This is a genomic window from Streptomyces sp. SCSIO ZS0520, assembly GCF_025643355.1.
Lineage (GTDB): Bacteria > Actinomycetota > Actinomycetes > Streptomycetales > Streptomycetaceae > Streptomyces > Streptomyces physcomitrii.
Map to the genome: position 1 here is coordinate 4,305,165 of NZ_CP092644.1, position 17,017 is coordinate 4,322,181.

Annotated in this window: 13 protein-coding genes and 1 pseudogene; 9 read left to right on the forward strand and 5 right to left on the reverse strand. The window is 74.2% G+C overall.

Annotated elements, in window-relative coordinates; translation table 11 throughout:
• Positions 1-32 precede the first annotated feature (32 nt).
• From MID12_RS16870 to MID12_RS16890, 5 genes are all read left to right on the forward strand, one after another.
• Positions 33-968 (forward strand): TetR/AcrR family transcriptional regulator, encoded by a 936-nt coding sequence (locus tag MID12_RS16870; protein ID WP_263168251.1) that lies wholly within the window; start codon positions 33-35, stop codon positions 966-968.
• 697 nt (positions 969-1,665) lie between these two features.
• Entirely contained in the window at positions 1,666-2,847 is a 1,182-nt protein-coding gene (locus MID12_RS16875; RefSeq protein WP_263168253.1) for an LLM class flavin-dependent oxidoreductase, read from the forward strand.
• 212 nt (positions 2,848-3,059) lie between these two features.
• Positions 3,060-3,557, forward strand: a complete 498-nt coding sequence (locus MID12_RS16880; protein WP_263173208.1) for a GNAT family N-acetyltransferase — start codon at positions 3,060-3,062, stop codon at positions 3,555-3,557.
• Positions 3,558-3,925: 368 nt separating this feature from the next.
• Positions 3,926-5,092: a metalloprotease gene (locus MID12_RS16885; RefSeq protein WP_263168255.1), complete on the forward strand. Its 1,167-nt coding sequence runs from the start codon at positions 3,926-3,928 to the stop codon at positions 5,090-5,092.
• Positions 5,093-5,295: 203 nt separating this feature from the next.
• Positions 5,296-5,826, forward strand: coding sequence for a DUF5994 family protein (locus MID12_RS16890; RefSeq protein ID WP_263168256.1), 531 nt, complete (start codon positions 5,296-5,298; stop codon positions 5,824-5,826).
• Positions 5,827-6,057: 231 nt separating this feature from the next.
• Here MID12_RS16890 and MID12_RS16895 read toward each other — a convergent pair whose 3' ends face one another.
• The 3 genes and pseudogenes from MID12_RS16895 to MID12_RS16900 form a co-directional block, all read right to left on the reverse strand.
• Complete coding sequence (locus tag MID12_RS16895) at positions 6,058-7,683, reverse strand: aldehyde dehydrogenase (NADP(+)) (protein WP_411577070.1); 1,626 nt, start codon at positions 7,681-7,683, stop codon at positions 6,058-6,060.
• Positions 7,684-7,980: 297 nt separating this feature from the next.
• Positions 7,981-8,511, reverse strand: a pseudogene (locus MID12_RS32480) (NAD-dependent epimerase/dehydratase family protein); the annotation flags it as partial.
• A gap of 47 nt (positions 8,512-8,558) precedes the next feature.
• Positions 8,559-9,404 (reverse strand): IclR family transcriptional regulator, encoded by an 846-nt coding sequence (locus tag MID12_RS16900; protein WP_052482408.1) that lies wholly within the window; start codon positions 9,402-9,404, stop codon positions 8,559-8,561.
• Positions 9,405-9,642: 238 nt separating this feature from the next.
• On the opposite strand from MID12_RS16900, the gene MID12_RS16905 reads away from it, so the two are divergent.
• The 4 genes from MID12_RS16905 (at position 9,643) to MID12_RS16920 (ending at position 14,885) form a co-directional block, all read left to right on the forward strand.
• Entirely contained in the window at positions 9,643-11,193 is a 1,551-nt protein-coding gene (locus MID12_RS16905) for a sodium:solute symporter family protein (RefSeq protein WP_263168261.1), read from the forward strand.
• 146 nt (positions 11,194-11,339) lie between these two features.
• On the forward strand, positions 11,340-12,320 hold the full coding sequence (locus tag MID12_RS16910; RefSeq protein ID WP_263168263.1) for a 5-dehydro-4-deoxyglucarate dehydratase: 981 nt from the start codon (positions 11,340-11,342) through the stop codon (positions 12,318-12,320).
• A 71-nt stretch (positions 12,321-12,391) separates the two neighbouring features.
• Positions 12,392-13,657 (forward strand): enolase C-terminal domain-like protein, encoded by a 1,266-nt coding sequence (locus MID12_RS16915; protein WP_263173209.1) that lies wholly within the window; start codon positions 12,392-12,394, stop codon positions 13,655-13,657.
• A 64-nt stretch (positions 13,658-13,721) separates the two neighbouring features.
• Positions 13,722-14,885 carry a hypothetical protein gene (locus tag MID12_RS16920; RefSeq protein ID WP_263168264.1) on the forward strand — a complete coding sequence of 388 codons (1,164 nt, stop codon included), beginning with the start codon at positions 13,722-13,724 and terminating at the stop codon, positions 14,883-14,885.
• 14 nt (positions 14,886-14,899) lie between these two features.
• On the opposite strand, the gene MID12_RS16925 is transcribed toward MID12_RS16920, so the two are convergent.
• Both MID12_RS16925 and MID12_RS16930 read right to left on the reverse strand, forming a co-directional pair.
• Positions 14,900-15,493, reverse strand: coding sequence for a potassium channel family protein (locus tag MID12_RS16925; protein ID WP_263168266.1), 594 nt, complete (start codon positions 15,491-15,493; stop codon positions 14,900-14,902).
• Positions 15,494-16,074: 581 nt separating this feature from the next.
• Complete coding sequence (locus tag MID12_RS16930) at positions 16,075-16,980, reverse strand: LysR family transcriptional regulator (protein ID WP_040251695.1); 906 nt, start codon at positions 16,978-16,980, stop codon at positions 16,075-16,077.
• Positions 16,981-17,017: the final 37 nt, after the last annotated feature.

Here is a 17,017-nt window from a genome sequence, read left to right on the forward strand (position 1 = left end):
CGGCACCGGCAGCGTCGAGGGCAAGGACACTGGTGGCAGCCAGGGTCAGCGGATCCGGCGGCAGCCAGGCGAACCAGGACCGGGAGGCGTACATGGGCGAGGGAGCCGCGGGCGGCACCGAGGCGGGCGCGGCGGCCGAGGCGGGCACGGCGGGCGCGGTGGCTGACACGGGCGCGGTGGCCGAGGCAGTCGGGCCGCCGCCCTCCGCGCGCCGGGGGGCGCCGCCCTCCGCCCGCCGGGCCGAACTGCTCGACGCCTGCTACGCCTACCTGCTCAGCCACGGCCTCACCGGCCTCTCGCTGCGCCCCCTCGCCGCCGCGACCGGCACCAGCCCCCGGGTCCTGCTCTACCTCTTCGGCAGCAAGGACGGCCTGCTCCGCGAACTCCTCAGCCGGGCCCGCAGCGAGCAACTCGCCCTGGTAGCGGCTGCCTTGGACCCGGCGACGGCTGCCGGTGCCGAGGCCCCGGACGCGACCTCCGCTTCCGGCACCTTGGCCGGTTCCGAGTCCCCGGCCGGTACCGGGCCCCTGACCCGTGCCGAGGCCCTGACCCGTCCCGAGTCCTCGACGGGCCCCGAGTCCTCGACGGACCCCGAGTCCCTGACGGACCCCGAGTCCCCGACGGGCCGGGAGTCCCCGACGAGCCCCGCCTCACCGGCCGGTTTCGAAGCCCTGGCCGACCGGCTCTGGAGCTGGCTCTCCGCCCCCGACCGCCGCCCTGCCGTACGGCTGACCTACGAGGCCTTCCTGCTCTCGCTGAGCCACCAGCCGGGTCCCTGGGAGGGCTTCGCGGCCGAGTCGGCCCGGGAGTGGCTCGCCCTGCTCGTCGCGGCCCAGCCCGGGGTCCCGCGCGAGGCCGCCGAGGCACGGGCCACCCGCGTCCTCGCCCTCGTCCGCGGACTCCTGATCGACCTCCTCGCCTGCGAGGAACCGGTCCGGGTGGCAGCGGCGGCCCGGCAGGGCTGGTGAGGGGAGGGGTGCGAGGCGCGGGAGGGGCCGGCGGGAGCGGCTGCCCGGAGCCCCCCCCGCCCGGCGCCTGCCTCACCCCACCTGCCCCACCCCACCCCGACCCGCCTGCCCGCCGAAGGTGACACCCGCATGAACTCTGTATCGGCGCGATGAACGCCGCATCAACCGCCGCAGGTGAGCGCCCGGGCTCCCGAAAGCGTGGTTGACGCACCGAATGCCCGGTGTTCCACTGGCCCCATGCAGAGGAGCCTGCCGCTGGTCACCCGCGACCACATCGACTTCGGCCGCGTGTGGTCCGCCTCCTGTAGCCGCTGACCTCGCAGGACCGCGCCCGCCCCGGCAGCGACGCCCGCGCCCGGCGCACCACCGGCTCCCCTCCTTCCCGCCCTCCGCGCCCTGTCGCCCGTACCGCCGCTTCCCCTGAAGTCTTCGTACCGGAAGCCCTCGTACGGGAGGTCCGCGTACGGGCGGTCCAGGAATCGGAGGTCCGCGTACGGGACCGCCTCGTACCGGAAAGCCACCGGCAGCTGCCGGAAGCCGCCGGAAGTCCACCGCAAAGCCCCGCACCCGCAAGGGAGTTGAGCCGTCCCGCAGCGGCCTGCTCCTTCTGCCCTTCCCGATTCCCGACCCGTCGCCGCCCTCCCCGCATACCCGCCCCCCCCCGCACGCCCGCTCTTTCCGCGAAAGGCTGCCCCTCATGCCCGTCGAGTTCCTCGGCATCGCCGCCACCCACAACGGCTCGGAGACGGACGTGCGTTCCGGTCCGTCCTTCGACAAGGAGTACACGCTGCGGCTCGGCCGGGCGCACGAGGACCACGGCTGGGACCGGGTGCTCTTCGCCTACGGCTCCGACTCGCCGATCCCGGCCCCGGCCGCCGCCTACCTGGCGAGCAGGCTCGACCGGCTGGAGATCCTCCTCGCGCACCGGCCGAACGTCTCGTACCCGACCTACGCGGCCCGCACTTTCGCCACCCTGGACCAGATCAGCGACGGCCGCCTCACGGTGCACTTCATCACCGGGGGCAACGACCACGAGCAGGCCCGCGAGGGCGATCTGCTGACCAAGGACGAGCGGTACGCCCGCACCCGGGAGTACATCGAGATCGTCAAGAAGGTGTGGACGCACCGCGAACGCTTCGACCACGAGGGCGAGTTCTACCGCTTCCACGACTTCGTGAGCGATGTCTTCCCGGTGCAGCAGCCGCGCCCCGGGGTCTCCTTCGGCGGCTCCTCCCCGGCCGCGTACGCCGCGGGGGGCGCGGAGGCCGACATCTACGGACTCTGGGGCGAGTCGCTCGCCGACACCGCCCGGCAGATCGAGGCGGTCCGCGCCGCGGCCAAGGCGGCCGGGCGCACCGACGCCCCGCGCATCCAGGTCGCCTTCCGGCCGGTCATCGCGCCGACCGAGCGACTGGCCTGGGAGAAGGCGCACCGCACCGTCGCCACCATCCGGGCCCGCCGCGCCACGGTGACCGACCCGCGGCTGAAGACCCGGCTGACCGCACCCGAGAACACCGGCTCGCAGCGGCTGCTCGCCCTCGCCGAACGCGGCGAGCGTTACGACCGCGCCCTGTGGACGCCCACCGCCGCGGCCAGCGGCGGCGCCGGCAACTCCAACGCGCTGGTCGGCACCCCGGAGACCGTCGCCCAGGCGCTGCTCGACTACTACGACCTCGGCACCGACATCCTCTCGGCCCGCGGCTACGACCTCCTGGGCGACGCGATCGACTTCGGCCGCCATGTCATCCCGCTGGTCCGCGAGGGCGTCGCCCGGCGCGACCGGGAGGGCGCCGACCGCGGCCCGCACCTCCTCGCCAAGATCCAGGCCGACGCCGAGGCGGGCGCGGCCCCGGCCGCCGCGGTGGCGGTGGCCGGATGACCACCTCCGTGGACACCACCTCCGTGGACGGCACCCAGGCCCCGAACACTGCGGACGCCCCGAGCGCCCCGAACCCCCGGAACACCCCGAACATCGCGGGTAGTACGGACCCTGCGGGCAGTACGGACGCCGCGAGTAGTACGGGCGCCGAGGGCGGTCCCCGCGCCGCAGCCAGCGCATCCCCCGCGAGCAGCCGTACGTCCTCCTCCGCCCTGACCGTCGTCCAGGTGGCGGTCTCCGACCCGCTGGCCGCGCCCCTCCTCCGCGAACTCGCGGACGAGTACACCGCGCGCTACGGCCCCGAGGCGCACCGCGAGCTGACCCGCTACCCGGACACCGAGTTCGCCCCGCCGCACGGGGTACTGCTGCTCCTGCTGACCGGCGGGCGGCCGATCGCGGGCGGCGCCTTCCGCCGCTACGACGCGACGACCGCCGAGGTCAAACGGGTCTGGACGCACTCGGCACACCGCCGCCGGGGCCTTGCCCGCCGGGTCCTGACCGAACTGGAACAGGAGGCGGCCACCCGCGGCTACACCCGCCTCTACCTGACCACCGGCCCCCGCCAGCCCGAGGCCAAGAACCTCTACCTGACCGCGGGCTACACCCCTCTCTACGACCCGACCGCCGCCCCGGAGGACATCGGACCGCATCCGTTCGAGAAGGAACTGGCGGGGGCCGCCTCGTCCGCTCAGCCCCAGCCGCTGTCCTGATCGTCATCCGCGCCGCACCTGCGTGAGAGGGTTCCGTGAGTGTGAACTGCCGTTCCTGACATGGTGGTTCCCTTCCATGAGCGCCGGGCGGGGAGTCCCTCGTCCCGGTCTCTGGGTGAGTCCGCCGGGCAGCGCACGGAAGTTTCCCGTGGTCTCGATCTGCCCGACGCGGCCAAAATACGCAGCTCCGGGCTCCGGCGAATTGGCTGTCCGTGCACAGTTCCTTAGCTGTGCGTGCACCGGGGCGCGGGCCGCACCCGTCCCCGTACCACCGTTACTCGCCCGTACCGGAATTCCGTCCGATACTTCGTCCTTGCAGGCCAAAGGGGTACGGGCACGGGTGAGGGAGCAGAAGCGGTGGCGTCGGGATGAGCGGGTTCAGCGGGGGTGCGCGGCGGCGGGCGGGGCGCGGGCGCCGGTGGCAGGCCGGGGGCGGGCTGCTCGCGGCCCTGCTGCTGCTCGCCCCGGTCGGCTGTGCCGGGTCCCCGGACGGGGACGGGGACCGGGTCTGCCTGCGGGGCTCGCTGCGGTATGCGCACCGGGACGCGGAGGCGGGTACCGGCAAGCCGCTCGCCTCGGCGCCGGCCCGGAACGCCAACTGGGAGCTGTGGGGCAGGGCGGGCGGCGGTGCGCAGCCGCGGATGCTCGCCGCCGGGCTGACCGGCGCGGAGAAGGGCGGCTTCAAGGCCTGCGCCGACAAGGGCGGGCCGCTCTCCGAGGTGCACCTCAAGTTCCGCTCCAGCAGCGCCAATCTGTGGCGGGTGGTCAATCCGGGCACCGGCGCCCAGTACACCTTCGAGTCCCGGCACCTGCCCGAGGTGCGCACGTCCGAGAGCCTCGGTGTGGTGCGGGTGCCCCGGGGCCAGCAGCCCGCCTGGAAGATCGTCGACACCCTCAACGAGCTGTACTGGCCCGCCTCCGACGCCAACTCCCGCGGTTCGCTCTGCTGGACGAGCCGCCAACCCGACGACGCCTGCGAGCAGTTGACCTTCTCCTGGGGCAAGGACGAGACCGAGGGCGGCTACTTCGACGTCGGCGACAGCGACCAGGTCGTCCTCGCGGCCGGGGACGCCGACTCCCGGCACACCATCCTCCACGAGGCCGGGCACTGGCTCCAGTGGCAGCTCTACGGCCACTGGCTGCCCGCCACCCCCGACTGCGAGGAGCACACCTTCGCCCTCGCCAGCTCCCCCGGCTGCGCCTGGACCGAGGGCTTCGCCGACGCGGCGGCCGCGTACGCACTCGGCGACTACCGCTATGTCGACGTCGACGGCACCCCCTTCGACCTGCGCAACGACCGCGACAGCGACTGGGACCGCGGCGACGCGGTCCAGGGCCGGATCGGCAGCTCCCTGCTCGACCTGTGGGCCGAGGACGGCCCCGACGGCGGCGACTGGGACCGCACCATCGCGCTGATGTCCCGGCACCGCAGCGACGACTTCCGCGAGTACTTCACCGTCGACCGCCCCGAGGCGGGCCTCTCCACCACCGGCGAGGCCCTCGACATCGTCCGCGAGCACACCCTCGACTACTGAACTCACTGCCTCGATCACCGAGCGGTGAGCGGGTCGAGGTCGGATACCGTGCGCGCTCGCACCCGCACGGTCGGTTTCCTCCGAAAGGGGGCGGAGTACGGTGGAATGACCGGGAGTCCCGTGCACCGGCCCGGCCGTCGGTGCCGCTGCCGGTGATCGATCAGCCGGAGCCGCCGAGACGTCCCCGGAGGCAGGTTCGCACCATGAACATCACGCTGCGCCGTACGAAGACGAAGCCCGGGAAGACCAGGGCGAGCCGACACGAACTGCCGTCGGCCCGCCTGTCGTTGGTGCCCGAAGGGATGGACGGGACCGACCGGGGCGACCAAGCCGGGGAGCGCGGGCCGACCGGGGAGCGCGGGCCGGTGGGTGCCTGGTGGCCGCGGTCCCGCGATCTGACACGTGAACTGCCCGCGCTGGCCGCGGCCCTGGCCGAGCGGTGCGGGGCGATCGGCGGCGCCCGCGTCAATCCCGCCCACTGGCCGCTGATCCCGCACAAGGTGCACGTCGAGGGCTGCACCGTGCAGGTCGGCTGGTTCACCGACCGGCGGGACCCGCACAAGATCGTCCTCGACTCCGAGACCCAGGGCACTTTCGAACTCCTCGTCGTCCCACCCGAGACCGGCGAGGCCCTCGCCGAACGGCTGCTGTCCGCCGCCGCCCTTCCGGGCGGCCTGGACACCGCGAACCGCCTGCTGACGGCGAGCGAGACGGAGCAGGGCATCCAGTGGTGACTGCGCATGTCCCCCTTGGCTCCCTCGTTCGCCGCATGGCCCTGAGGCCATCCACTTCCTCGGACCCCGACACCTTGACGCCGGGGCTGCCCGCGAAGACGACCTCATCGGCGTTGAAGACGACGTCATCGGCGTCGAGGTCCCACGCGTAGTGCGTCGAGGTCCCACGCATAGCGCTCCTCGAACGGGCGTCCTCGGTGACGGGATCCGGTGCGTCGTATCCGAGCCGGGCTACGCGCTCAACTCCCGCGGCACCCCCAGCGGATTGGCCTCGCGCAGTTCGGGGGGCAGCAGTGCGTCGGGGGTGTTCTGGTAGGTGACGGGGCGCAGCCAGCGGTCGATGGCGGCGGTGCCGACCGAGGTGGTGTTGCTGGTCGACGCCGGGTACGGGCCGCCGTGCTGCATCGCCGGGGCCACGGCCACGCCGGTGGGCCAGCCGTCGACGACCAGCCGTCCGGCGAGCGGTTCGAGGCGGCGCAGGAGGGCCTCGGCGCCGGGGCCGCGCTCCTCGGCGGCGAGGTGCACGGTGGCGGTCAGGTTGCCGTCCAACTGGCCTAGGACCGCGCTGAGTTCGTCCTCGTCGGCGTAGCGGACCAGGACGGTGAGCGGGCCGAAGCACTCCTCGGTCAGCCGCGCGTGCAGCCGGGCGGCGGGGACGGCGAGCACCCCGGGGCGTACCGCGAGGGGGGCCTCGGCGGTCGGTTCGGCGCCCGCTTCGAGCAGTACCTCGACGCCGGGCAGTGCCGCCCGCTCGGCCGCCCCGGCGAGGAATGCCTCCCGCATCCGCGGATCGAGCAGCGGCCGGGCCGGTGCTTCCGCCGCAGCCTTCACCAACTCCCTTTCCACCGAGGGCTCTTGAGCCGGTACGAGGACGAGGCCGGGCTTCACGCAGAACTGGCCGGTGCCGAGCGTGAAGCTGGCGGCGAGCCCGGCACCCAGCTCGGCGCCCCGGGTGGCGGCGGCGCGGGCGGTGAGCACCACGGGGTTGAGGCTGCCGAGTTCGCCGTGGAAGGGGATGGGGCGGGGGCGGGCGGCGGCGAGATCGTGCAGGGCGCGGCCGCCGCGTACCGAGCCGGTGAAGCCGACGGCGGCGGTCAGCGGGTGCCGGACCAGTGCGGTGCCGGCCTCGAAGCCGTGCACCAGGGAGAGGACGTCCGCCGGGAGTCCGCTCTCGCGGGCGGCCCCGCGCAGCAGCCGTGCGCACAGCTCCGAGGTGGCGGGGTGGTCCGGGTGGGCCTTGACCACCACCGGGCAGCCCGCGGCGAGGGCGCTGGCCGTGTCGCCGCCGGGCACGCTGAAGGCCAGCGGGAAGTTGGCGGCCCCGAAGACGGCGACCACGCCGAGCGGGACCTTCATCCGGCGCAGATCGGGGCGGGCCGGTCCGGTGTCCGCGTGGTCGATGCGCAGGCCGAGGTAGCCGCCGGTCTCGACGACCTCGGCGAAGGAGCGCAACTGGTAGGCGCTGCGGGCGAGTTCACCGCTGAGGCGGGGTGCGCCGAGCGCGCTCTCGGCGTCGGCGAGCGGCACGATCTCGTCCTCGGCGCCTTCCAGGGCCGCGGCCGCGAGGCGCAGGAAGGCCGCCCGCCGCACCCGGTCCCGCAGCGCCTCGGCGGCCCCGGCCGCCGCCCGCACCGCCCGGTCCACCTCGGCCGCCCCCGACTCGACGGCGACCTGCTCGCGCCGCGTCCCCGTACGGGGGTCGACGCTCCAGACGGCGGAGGCGGCGGTCTCGGGAGGCTCCGCCGAGCCGGCGGGTGCGCTTGCCGCGGCTGCCGAAGGCTCCGCCTCCCCCAGCGGCGGCGAGTCGGCGGGTGCGCTCGCCGTGGCTGCCGAGGGCTCCGCCTCCCCCAGCGGCATCGTGCAGAAGCCACCCCCCACGTACCGATCGGGGTCCGTCAACGCGGCACCGTCCGGGTCGAGTTGAGGGGCGAAGCGTTCGGCGTCGTCCTGCGGGGTGTAGCCGAGGGACTCGGCCTCGGTGAGGGAGTAGTGGCGGCGGGTGTTGGCGGAGACGCCCCACAGGAGGCGGTAGCCGGGGGAGGGGGCGGTGAGGCAGGCCTCGAAGAGGCGGGCGCCGTCGTCGGGGGAGAGCCAGGTGGCGAGCCCGCGCGGGCCGAGGGCGAGCGGGGTCTCGAAGCAGGAGCCGATGCGGACGGCGAGCACGTCCATGCCGAACCGGGAGTGGTAGAGGCTGCCCAGCGCCTCCATGGCCGCCTTGCTCACCCCGTAGTAGGTGTCGGGGCGCGGCGAGGAGTCGGCGGGCAGGCCCCCGGGGCCGCCCTCGGCGGGGTCGCGGAAGCCGACCGCGTGGTTGCTGGAGGCGAGGATCACCCGCGGCACCCCGGCCGCGCGCGCCGCCTCCAGGACGGTGCGGGTGCCGTGGATGTTGACGTCGAGGGTGGCCTCCCAGGTGTTCTCCCGGCTGAGTCCGCCGAGGTGGAGCACGGCGTCCACGTCCCGGCAGGCCGCCGCCATCGCCTCCGGGTCGGTGACCGAACCGGTCAGCAGCTCGACGTCCTCGCCGTCCCCGGCGGCGGGCTGCGCGGCCAGGTCGAGCAGCCGCAGGGTCCGCCCGGGGCGCCGCAGCCGCGGGCGCATCAGGGTGCCGACGGTGCCGGCGGCGCCGGTGATCAGCACCCGCTGGTGCGGCGCGCGTCCGGTCGCCGGGGCCGTGGATTCCGCCATGTGCAGCTCTCCTCAGGTGGGCCGGGGCCGCGGGCCCCGGGGTCGGGTCACCGCACCCCGGCGCGCCGCAGCCTGCGGCCGAGGTCGGCGGTGGCGTCCGCGAGGACCTCGCCGATGCGCGCGGCCTCGGCGTCGGTGACCTCGGCGGCGGGCATCGAGCAGCTCAGCGCGTCGGTGCCGGGGATGCGGTAGGGGATGACGGCGGCCACGCACCGTACGCCGGAGGTGCCCTCCTCGACCTCGGAGGCGTAGCCGCTCTCGCGGATGCGGGCGCACTCGGCGTGCAGGTCCGCGCGGGAGACGAGGGTGCGCGGGGTGAGCGCGGGCAGCTTCGCGGGCAGCAGCTGGTCGATCTCCTCCTGGGTCAGCTCGGCGAGCAGGGCCTTGCCGAGCGCGGTGGCGTGGGCCGGCAGGGTGCGGCCGACGCGGGAGATCAGGTGCGTGGAGCGCTTGGCCTCGCGGGTCTCCAGGTAGACCACCTCGGCGCCGTTGCGGCGGGCGAAGTGGGTGGTGCAGCCGGTCTCGCTGCGGATCTTCTCCAGTGTCTCGGTGGCGTACGGCACCACCGGGTCGCGGTCCAGGTAGGCCGTACCGCAGATCAGCGCGCGCACGCCGAGGCGGTAGCGGCCGGAGCTCTGGTCGAGTTCCAGCCAGCCCGCCTCCAGGAGGGTGCGCAGGAGTCCGTGCAGGCTGGAGCGCGGGAAGCCGATGCCGGTGTGCAGGTCGGAGGGGGAGAGCCAGGCGTCGGTGGCCGCGAAGGCCTCGATGAGCTCGATGGCCCGCCGCGCCGACTTCACCCCGCCGGACTCGGCCGCCCCGGCCGCCGGCCCGCCGTTCGCCGCCGCCTTCGCGGCCGTGCCCGAACGCGCGGCCCGCTCGCCCTTATTCGGCATGTCGCCCCTCAGTTCCGTTCAGTTCTGTCCTGGCCGTTGACTGCCGACCACGGTAAGGCTAGCGTCCCGGAACGAAATTCCCATGGATGAACTCGTTCACCATAACACAGTCAATTCACGTATGTGGATAGGTGGAGGGCGGCCGCCGCTCCGGTGGCCCGGGTGGACGCGTGGGAGGAGCGGGCGCGGCGGGGACGACCGCGGCCGGCCGGGCGTCAGGACGAGAAGGGGGTCGGCCGTGCACGGACTCGACTGGACCGTGATGTGCGCGTACTTCGGTCTGATGGTGCTGATCGGCTGGTGGTCGCACCAACGCGTGGGCGACGTCAAGGACTTCTTCACCGCGGGCGGCCGGATGCCCTGGTGGCTGACCGGCATCTCGCACCACATGTCCGGCTACAGCGCGGTGCTCTTCGTCGCCTACGCGGCCGTCGCCTACACCAGCGGGATCACCGTCTACTTCTGGGGCTTCGCCAGTATCGGCATCGGCGTGGGCATCGGCACCTGGCTGTTCGCGCCGCGCTGGAACCGGCTGCGCTCCCGGCTCGGCGTGGCCTCCCCGCTCGAATACCTGGCCAAGCGGTACAGCGTCACCACCCAGCAGGCGCTGGCCTGGAGCGGCAGCCTGCTGAAGATCTTCGACATCGCGGCCAAGTGGTTCGCGGTCGCCACCCTGCTGCACGTCTTCGCGGGCGTCGACTACAACCTGGGCATCCTCATCACCGGCGTGGTGACCCTCTTCTACTGCACGGTCGGCGGGCTGTGGGCGGACGCCCTCACCGAGCTGGGCCAGTTCGTCATCCAGGCCGTCGCCGCGCTCGTCATGATCGTGGTGGTGCTCGGCAAGCTGGGCGGGATCGAGGGCCTGTGGACCCTGTGGGGCGAGCTGCCCGCGAGCCACCACAATCCGACGACCCCGAAGTACACCACCGTCTTCCTGCTGGTCTACGTCCTGGTGAAGACCCTGGAGTACAACGGCGGCATGTGGAACCTGGCGCAGCGCTACATGGCCGCGCCCGACACCCACGCGGCCCGCCGCGGCGCCGCGCTGTCCTCGCTGCTCTATCTGCTGTGGCCGCTCGTCCTGATGTTCCCGATGTTCGCCGCGCCGCTGCTGATCCCCGGCATCGACAAACCCGAGAACGCCTACGCGATCATGACCACCGAGTTCCTGCCGCCGGGCCTGATCGGCCTGGTGCTCGCCGGGATCTTCTCGCACACCATGGCGATGGTCTCCTCCGACGCCAACGCCATCTCCGCCGTCATCACCCGCGACATGATCCCGGTGATGAGCCGCCGCGCCCGCACCTGGACCGACCGCCAGGGACTGACCGCCGCCCGCCTCACCACGGTCGTCTTCGTGCTCCTGACCATGGGCGTCGCCACCCAGGCCGAGAACCTCGGCGGGGTCCTGCAGATCGTCGTCAACTGGGTCGCCGCCCTGATGGGCCCGATCTCCATCCCGCTGCTCCTCGGCATGCTGCCCGCCTTCCGCCGCTGCGGCGCCCGCGCGGCACTCACCTCCTGGGCCGGCGGTCTGCTTGCCTACGCCCTCGTGTACTACGTCCTCGACACCGGCCAGACCGCGCTGATCGCCACCCCGGTCCTGGTCTCCCTCACCCTCTACACCGGCCTCGGCCTGCTCGCCCCCGAGCGCAGCGCCACCACCGACGCCCTCGTCGAGGCGATCGGCGGCGAGGACGAGCGGGGCCCGTACGGCACCTCCTCCCCGGCGGGCACGGACGAGGAGCCCCGCGGCAAGGACGACGGCTCCACGGCTCTCGTATGAACACCCGTACTCCGCTTGCCGGTTCGGCCGCCCGGGCGGCTGGGGCCGCCGGTGGTCCCGCAGTCGCCCGCCCCCGGCCGCCCTGAGCCGCGCTCCGGTTCCGCCGCCCCACCCGATGCCCCGCCGAAAGCCCGAAAGAAGGACCCATGGCACAGTCGCCCGGCCCGGTGCCCCAGCCGACCCCGTCCTCCACGCCGCACCCGAGCGGCCTCGACGGTCTCCTCGCCTTCCCGCTCACCCCCTTCACCGAGAGCCTCGACATCGACCTGGACGCCTTCGGCCAGGCGGTCGAGGCCCATGTGGCGGCCGGGGCGGGCGCGCTCTTCGTGGCCTGCGGCACCGGCGAGTTCAGCTCGCTCGCGCCCGGGGAGCACGCCGCGCTGCTCGCCCGCGCCCGCGAGGCGGCGGCCGGACGGGTGCCGGTGTGGGTGGGCGCGGGCGGCGGCGCCGCGGCGGCCCGCGCCTCCCTCGCGGCGGCCGAACAGGGCGGCGCCGACGGGGTGTTGCTGCTGCCGCCCTATCTGGTCGGCGGACCGCAGGAGGGACTCGTCGACTTCGTGCGGTACGCGGTCGGCGGGAGCAGTGTGCCGGTGGTCGTCTACCACCGCGCCACCGCCGTCTTCACCGAGCGCTCCGTCCTGCGCCTCCTCGACATCCCCTCGGTCGCCGGACTCAAGGACGGCCACGGCGACATCGAGCTGATGAGCCGCATCGTCACCGCGGTGCGCGCCCAAGGCACCGAGCGGGCAAGGCAGTTCCTCTTCTTCAACGGGCTGCCGACCGCCGAGGTCTCCGCCCGCGCCTACGCGGCGATCGGCGTCCCGCGCTACTCCTCGGCCGTGCACTGCTTCGCCCCCGAGATCGCCCACCGCTTCCACCGCGCGCTCACCGAGGGCGACACCGCCGTGATGGACACCCTGCTCGCCCGCTTCTACCTCCCGCTGGTGGCGCTGCGCGACGAGACGCCCGGCTTCGCGGTGTCCCTGGTCAAGGCCGCGGCCCGGCTGCGCGGCGACAAGGCGGGGCCGGTGCGCCCGCCGCTCGCCGAGCCCGGTACGGACCAACTCCGCAGGCTGGAGAGGATCGTCGCGGAGGGCTACGCGGCCCTGGCGGAGGTGGCGCGGTGAGCTACTCCGGCACCAGCAGCGAGGGGCCCCGCCGCCGGGGCGGCCGCCGTGCCCCCGAGCGCCGGAGCGCCCTGCGCATCCGCGAGGCCGTGCTCACCCCGGTCGCCTTCGCCGACCCGCCGCTCCTGAACGTGATGGGCGTCCACGAGCCCTACGCGCTGCGCGGCATCCTCCAACTCGTCTGCGACGACGGCATCGTGGGCCTCGGCGAGTCCTACGGCGACCTCGCCTTCCTGGACCGGGTGCGGGAGGCGGTACCCGAACTCCTCGGCCACGACGCCTTCGACCTCCAGGGCATCCGCGCCACCCTGGAACGCGCCCTCGCCGGACGGGTCGTCACCGACCAGCACGGACTCACCGGCGGCTTCTCCGCCCGCAAGACCGCCGCCACGGTCTTCTCCCTCTTCGAGACCGCCTGCCTGGACGCCCAGGGCCGGGCCCTCGGCGTCCCGGTCTGCGAACTCCTCGGCGGCCGGGCCCGGGACCGCGTCGACTTCTCCGCGTACCTCTTCTACAAGTACGCCGCCCACGCCCCGGACACCGGCGCCCCGGCCGACCCCTGGGGGGAGGTGCTCACCCCCGAGGCGCTGGTCGAGGAGGCCCGCCGCATGATCGGGGAGTACGGCTTCCGCTCGATCAAGCTCAAGGGCGGGGTCCTCGAACCGGAGCGCGAGACCGAGGGCGTGCGGGCACTCGCCGAGGCCTTTCCCGGCCACCCGCTGCGCATCGACCCCAACGCGGCCTGGACGGTGGACACTTCGCTGGGGGTGGCGGAGCAACTCGACGGCGTACTGGAGTACTTGGAGGACCCCACCCCCGGTATCGCGGGCATGGCGGAGGTCGCCGCGCGGGCGCCGATGCCGCTCGCCACCAATATGTGCGTGGTCAGCCACGCCGACCTGGAACCGGCACTGCGGGCCCGCGCCATCGGCGTACTCCTCTCCGACCACCACTACTGGGGCGGCATCCGCGCCACCCAGGCGCTCTCCACGGTCTGCGAGAGCTTCGGCGTCGGACTGTCCATGCACTCCAACAGCCACCTCGGCATCAGCCTCGCCGCCATGGTGCACACCGCCGCCGCCACGCCCCACCTGAGCTACGCCTGCGACACCCACTGGCCCTGGAAGACCACCGATGTCATCGCCCCCGGCCAACTCACCTTCACCGACGGCGCCTTGACCGTCCCCGACCGCCCCGGCCTCGGCATCGACCTCGACCCGGACGCCCTCGCCAGAGCCCACGAGACCTACGAACGCTCCGGCCTGACCCACCGCGACGACGTCACCTACATGCGCCGCTTCGTCCCGCACTTCACACCCAACACGGCACGGTGGTAGCCGTCATGACGCTCCGTCAGCAAGTCGGTGTGCGGCTTGATGCCGCCGTACGGGAGGGGGCGCCGTGAGGATCACCGGTTACGCGTACCCCTGGGATGTCCTCGACGACCCGGACTTCGCGCGCCGGGCCGTGGACCTGGGGGTCGAGGAGGTGGCGGTGGCGCTCGCGTACCACAGCGCCCGCGCCGCAACTCCCCATTCCCCGCACGGTACTTCGGTGCTCGCGCGGCACGCCGCCCTGTACCGCCCGGTGCGCGAGGAGGCCTGGCGGGAGGCCGCGCTGCGCCCCGCGGCGCCGGACTGGGTCCGCGGCCCGGACAGCGGCGGCGAGGCCCTGCGCCTGCTCGCCGGGAGCGGGCTGCGCACCGCCGCCTGGCTGGTGCTGACCCACAACTCCCTGCTGGGCAACGCCCATCCGGACTGCACGGTCACCAACTGCTTCGGCGAGCACTACCCCTGGGCGCTCTGCCCCGCCGAGCCCCGGGTGCGCGCCTACGCGGCCACCCTCACCGCCGAGTCGCTGCGCGGGACGCGGCCCGACACGGTGGTCCTGGAGGCCTGCGGCCCGCTCGGCGCCGTCCACCAGCACCAGCACGAGAAGACCGACGCCGTCTGGTCACCCGCGGTACAGCGCCTGCTCTCGGTCTGCTGCTGCCCCTCCTGCGCCCGGGCCTGGAGCGCGGCGGGCCTGGACCCGCAGGAGGTACGCGCCCGGCTGCGCGCCGAGACCCACCGGCTGCTCCACGACGAGGACCTGACCACCGAGGCCGACGCGCTGCCGGAGGAACTGCGCCGCCTCCTGCTCACCACCCGCCAGTCGGCCACCGACCGGCTCCGCCATGCCGTCCTGGAGGCGGTGCCCACCGGGGTCCGCCGCGTCCTGCACGCCAGCCCCGACCCCTGGGCCACCGGCGCCCTGCCCGGACTGACCCCGGCCGCCGCGGAGGACGTCGACGCCGTGGTCGCCCCGGCCTGGGTCCCGGGCGCGGAGTCGGTACGCACGGCGGCCCGGGCCCGCGCGCTGCTGCCGGAGCGGGTGGCCCTCGGGAGCTATGTCACCGCCGTCGCCCCGGCCCCCGTACCCGCCGAGCACATCCCCGGCCTCGCCCGCGCCGGCGCCGCCGAACTGCACCTCTACCACCTGGGCCTGGCCGGCCCCGCCCGCCGGCCGGACCTCCGCACGGCCTGCGAGGCGGCACGGAAGGCCGGTGGGGGAGACGGGGGGTGAAGGGGTGCGCGCGGCTACTTCGAGCGCTCCCCGTGCCCGTGCTGCTCGTTCCCGTGCTGCTCGTTCCCGTGCTGCTCGTGTTCGGGCTCGGTGGGTCCGGGCTCGGGGTGTCCCGGCTCGAGGTGCCCTGCCGCGCCGCCGTGGCGGGGTGAGTGGGGTCGGCCGTGCTTGTGGCCCTGGCCGATCCGTTCGCGTACGTGGGTGCTGAGGGCGGTGGCCGCCGCGGTGAGGAAGACGAAGGTGTAGCTGATCTGGAGGATGGTGACGAGCCGGGCCGCCTGCCCCCGGGGGCTGATGTCGCCGTAGCCGACGGTCGCCAGGGTGGTCACGGTGAAGTAGAGGGCGTCGAGCCGGGTCCGCAGCCCGCCCATCTGCCCCGGTTCCTGGGCCAGCACGAAGTACCCGGCGGAGAACACAAGGACCGACAGGCACACCAGGAAGGCGATCACCAGCCCCGAGTGGCTGTCGGTGTGCTCCCGCAGCACCTGCTTGATGTGCCACAGCAGCAGCCCCGCCACCACGGCGAGCGCGAGCAGGAAGAGCGTCCAGCCGAGCGCGGGACGGCGCAGGCTCGGATGGTCGAGCGGCAGCAGCCCGTACGCGACCACGAGACAGGCGATCAGGCAGCCCGCCAGCGACCACAGATGCTCGGAGAACCAGAGGCGGCCGAGCAGCCCGGGTCGCCTCCGGGCCGCGGTCCGGTCCGGGGACTCAGTACGGTTCGGCGCCTCAGTACGGCCCGTGTTCTCAGTACGGTCCGGGGTCTCAGTACGGTCCGGGGTCTCAGTACGGTCCGGAGGCTCAGGACGGTCTGCGGACCCGGGGCGAGGCGTGCCTTCGGGCTCTTCGGCCGGATCCCGGTCCGGGCCGCTGCCCTGCTGCGCCATCGCTGTTCACCCGCCCCCACTGCTGGATACGCCCACGACGGGGCGCGGCGGCCGGTACTCGCCTGCCGCCGATCCTCCGGCGGCGCGGCGGCCGAGCCCAGCGGGCGGTGTCCGAACGGGTGAGGGGCGAGCCCGGGGGGTCGGGGCGGCGATGAAGACCCGCGGGTGGCCGAGACCCGGGGGCGGCCGAGACCCGGGTGCGGCGGAGATTCGAGTGCGGTGAGGATGCGGGGTGCGGCAGGCGGGGCTCGGGAGCGGAGGGGCCAGGGCAGGCAGGCGGCAGGGGTGGTGGCGGGCGTCGGTCAGACCTGGCCCGCCGCCTCCCGCAATGCCTCGATCAGGGTGACGAGGACCGGCTGCTCCAGGGCGACCTCGCGGACCGCCGCCTGGAGGCCGCGGACCGGCTGCGGATTGCGGACCGGGCGGACGACCACGCCGGGGTGCCGGGTGCCCAGGCCCAGCCGGGGCATCAGGCCGATGCCGAGGCCCGCGGCGACGAAGCCCTGCGCGGTCGCGTAGTCCCGGCTGTCCACCGCGAAGTCGGGGCTGAAGCCCGCCGCCGCGCAGGCGTCGAGGACCGGGGCCAGGCAGGGGCCGGGCGGTTCGCTGCCGACCCAGGGCTCCCCGGCGAGGTCGGCGAGGTCGAGCACCTCCTTGTCCGCCAGCGGATGGCCGAGGGGCAGCACCGCCGCGTACGGGTCGTCGAGCAGATGCACCAGGCGGATGCCCTCGGGCAGGGACTCGCCCGTCCCGCGGGGGCGGACCAGGAGTTCGAGGTCGGCGTGGCCGCGGGCGACCTCGTCGAGGGGGGTGTCCTGGGGTTCGGTGAGGCGGAGGTCGATGCGTACCCCCGGGTGGTCGCGGCGCAGCCGGGTCACGGCGGGGGCGACCAGGGAGGCGCCGGAGGTCGCGAAGTAGTGCAGGGTGAGCTTTCCGGTGCGCCCGGCGCGCAGCTCGGCGAGGGCGGTCTCGGCCTCCGCGAGGTTCCGGCTGAGGGTGGCGGCGTGCTCGGTGAGCAGCCGCCCGGCGGCCGTGGGGCGGACCCCGCGCCCCACCCGTTCGAGCAGCGCGACCCCGGTCTGCTTCTCCAGGGCGGCCACCTGCTGACTCACCGCCGAAGGGGTGTACCCGAGGTGCGCCGCCGCCGCGGTGACGGAACCACTGGTGATCACTGCCCGCAGCACCTGCATACGCCTGACGTCCAACATGTAGTCCAGCTTAACGATCCTGCAGAACTTTTCGCTT

Coding starts and splice junctions, on each gene's coding strand:
- MID12_RS16875 (WP_263168253.1), top strand. CDS start 1,666: ATGCCCGTCGAGTTCCTCGGCATCGCCGCCACCCACAACGGCTCGGAG.
- MID12_RS16885 (WP_263168255.1), top strand. CDS start 3,926: ATGAGCGGGTTCAGCGGGGGTGCGCGGCGGCGGGCGGGGCGCGGGCGC.
- MID12_RS16890 (WP_263168256.1), top strand. CDS start 5,296: ATGAACATCACGCTGCGCCGTACGAAGACGAAGCCCGGGAAGACCAGG.
- MID12_RS16895 (WP_411577070.1), bottom strand. CDS start 7,683: ATGCCGCTGGGGGAGGCGGAGCCCTCGGCAGCCACGGCGAGCGCACCC.
- MID12_RS16900 (WP_052482408.1), bottom strand. CDS start 9,404: ATGCCGAATAAGGGCGAGCGGGCCGCGCGTTCGGGCACGGCCGCGAAG.
- MID12_RS16910 (WP_263168263.1), top strand. CDS start 11,340: ATGGCACAGTCGCCCGGCCCGGTGCCCCAGCCGACCCCGTCCTCCACG.
- MID12_RS16930 (WP_040251695.1), bottom strand. CDS start 16,980: ATGTTGGACGTCAGGCGTATGCAGGTGCTGCGGGCAGTGATCACCAGT.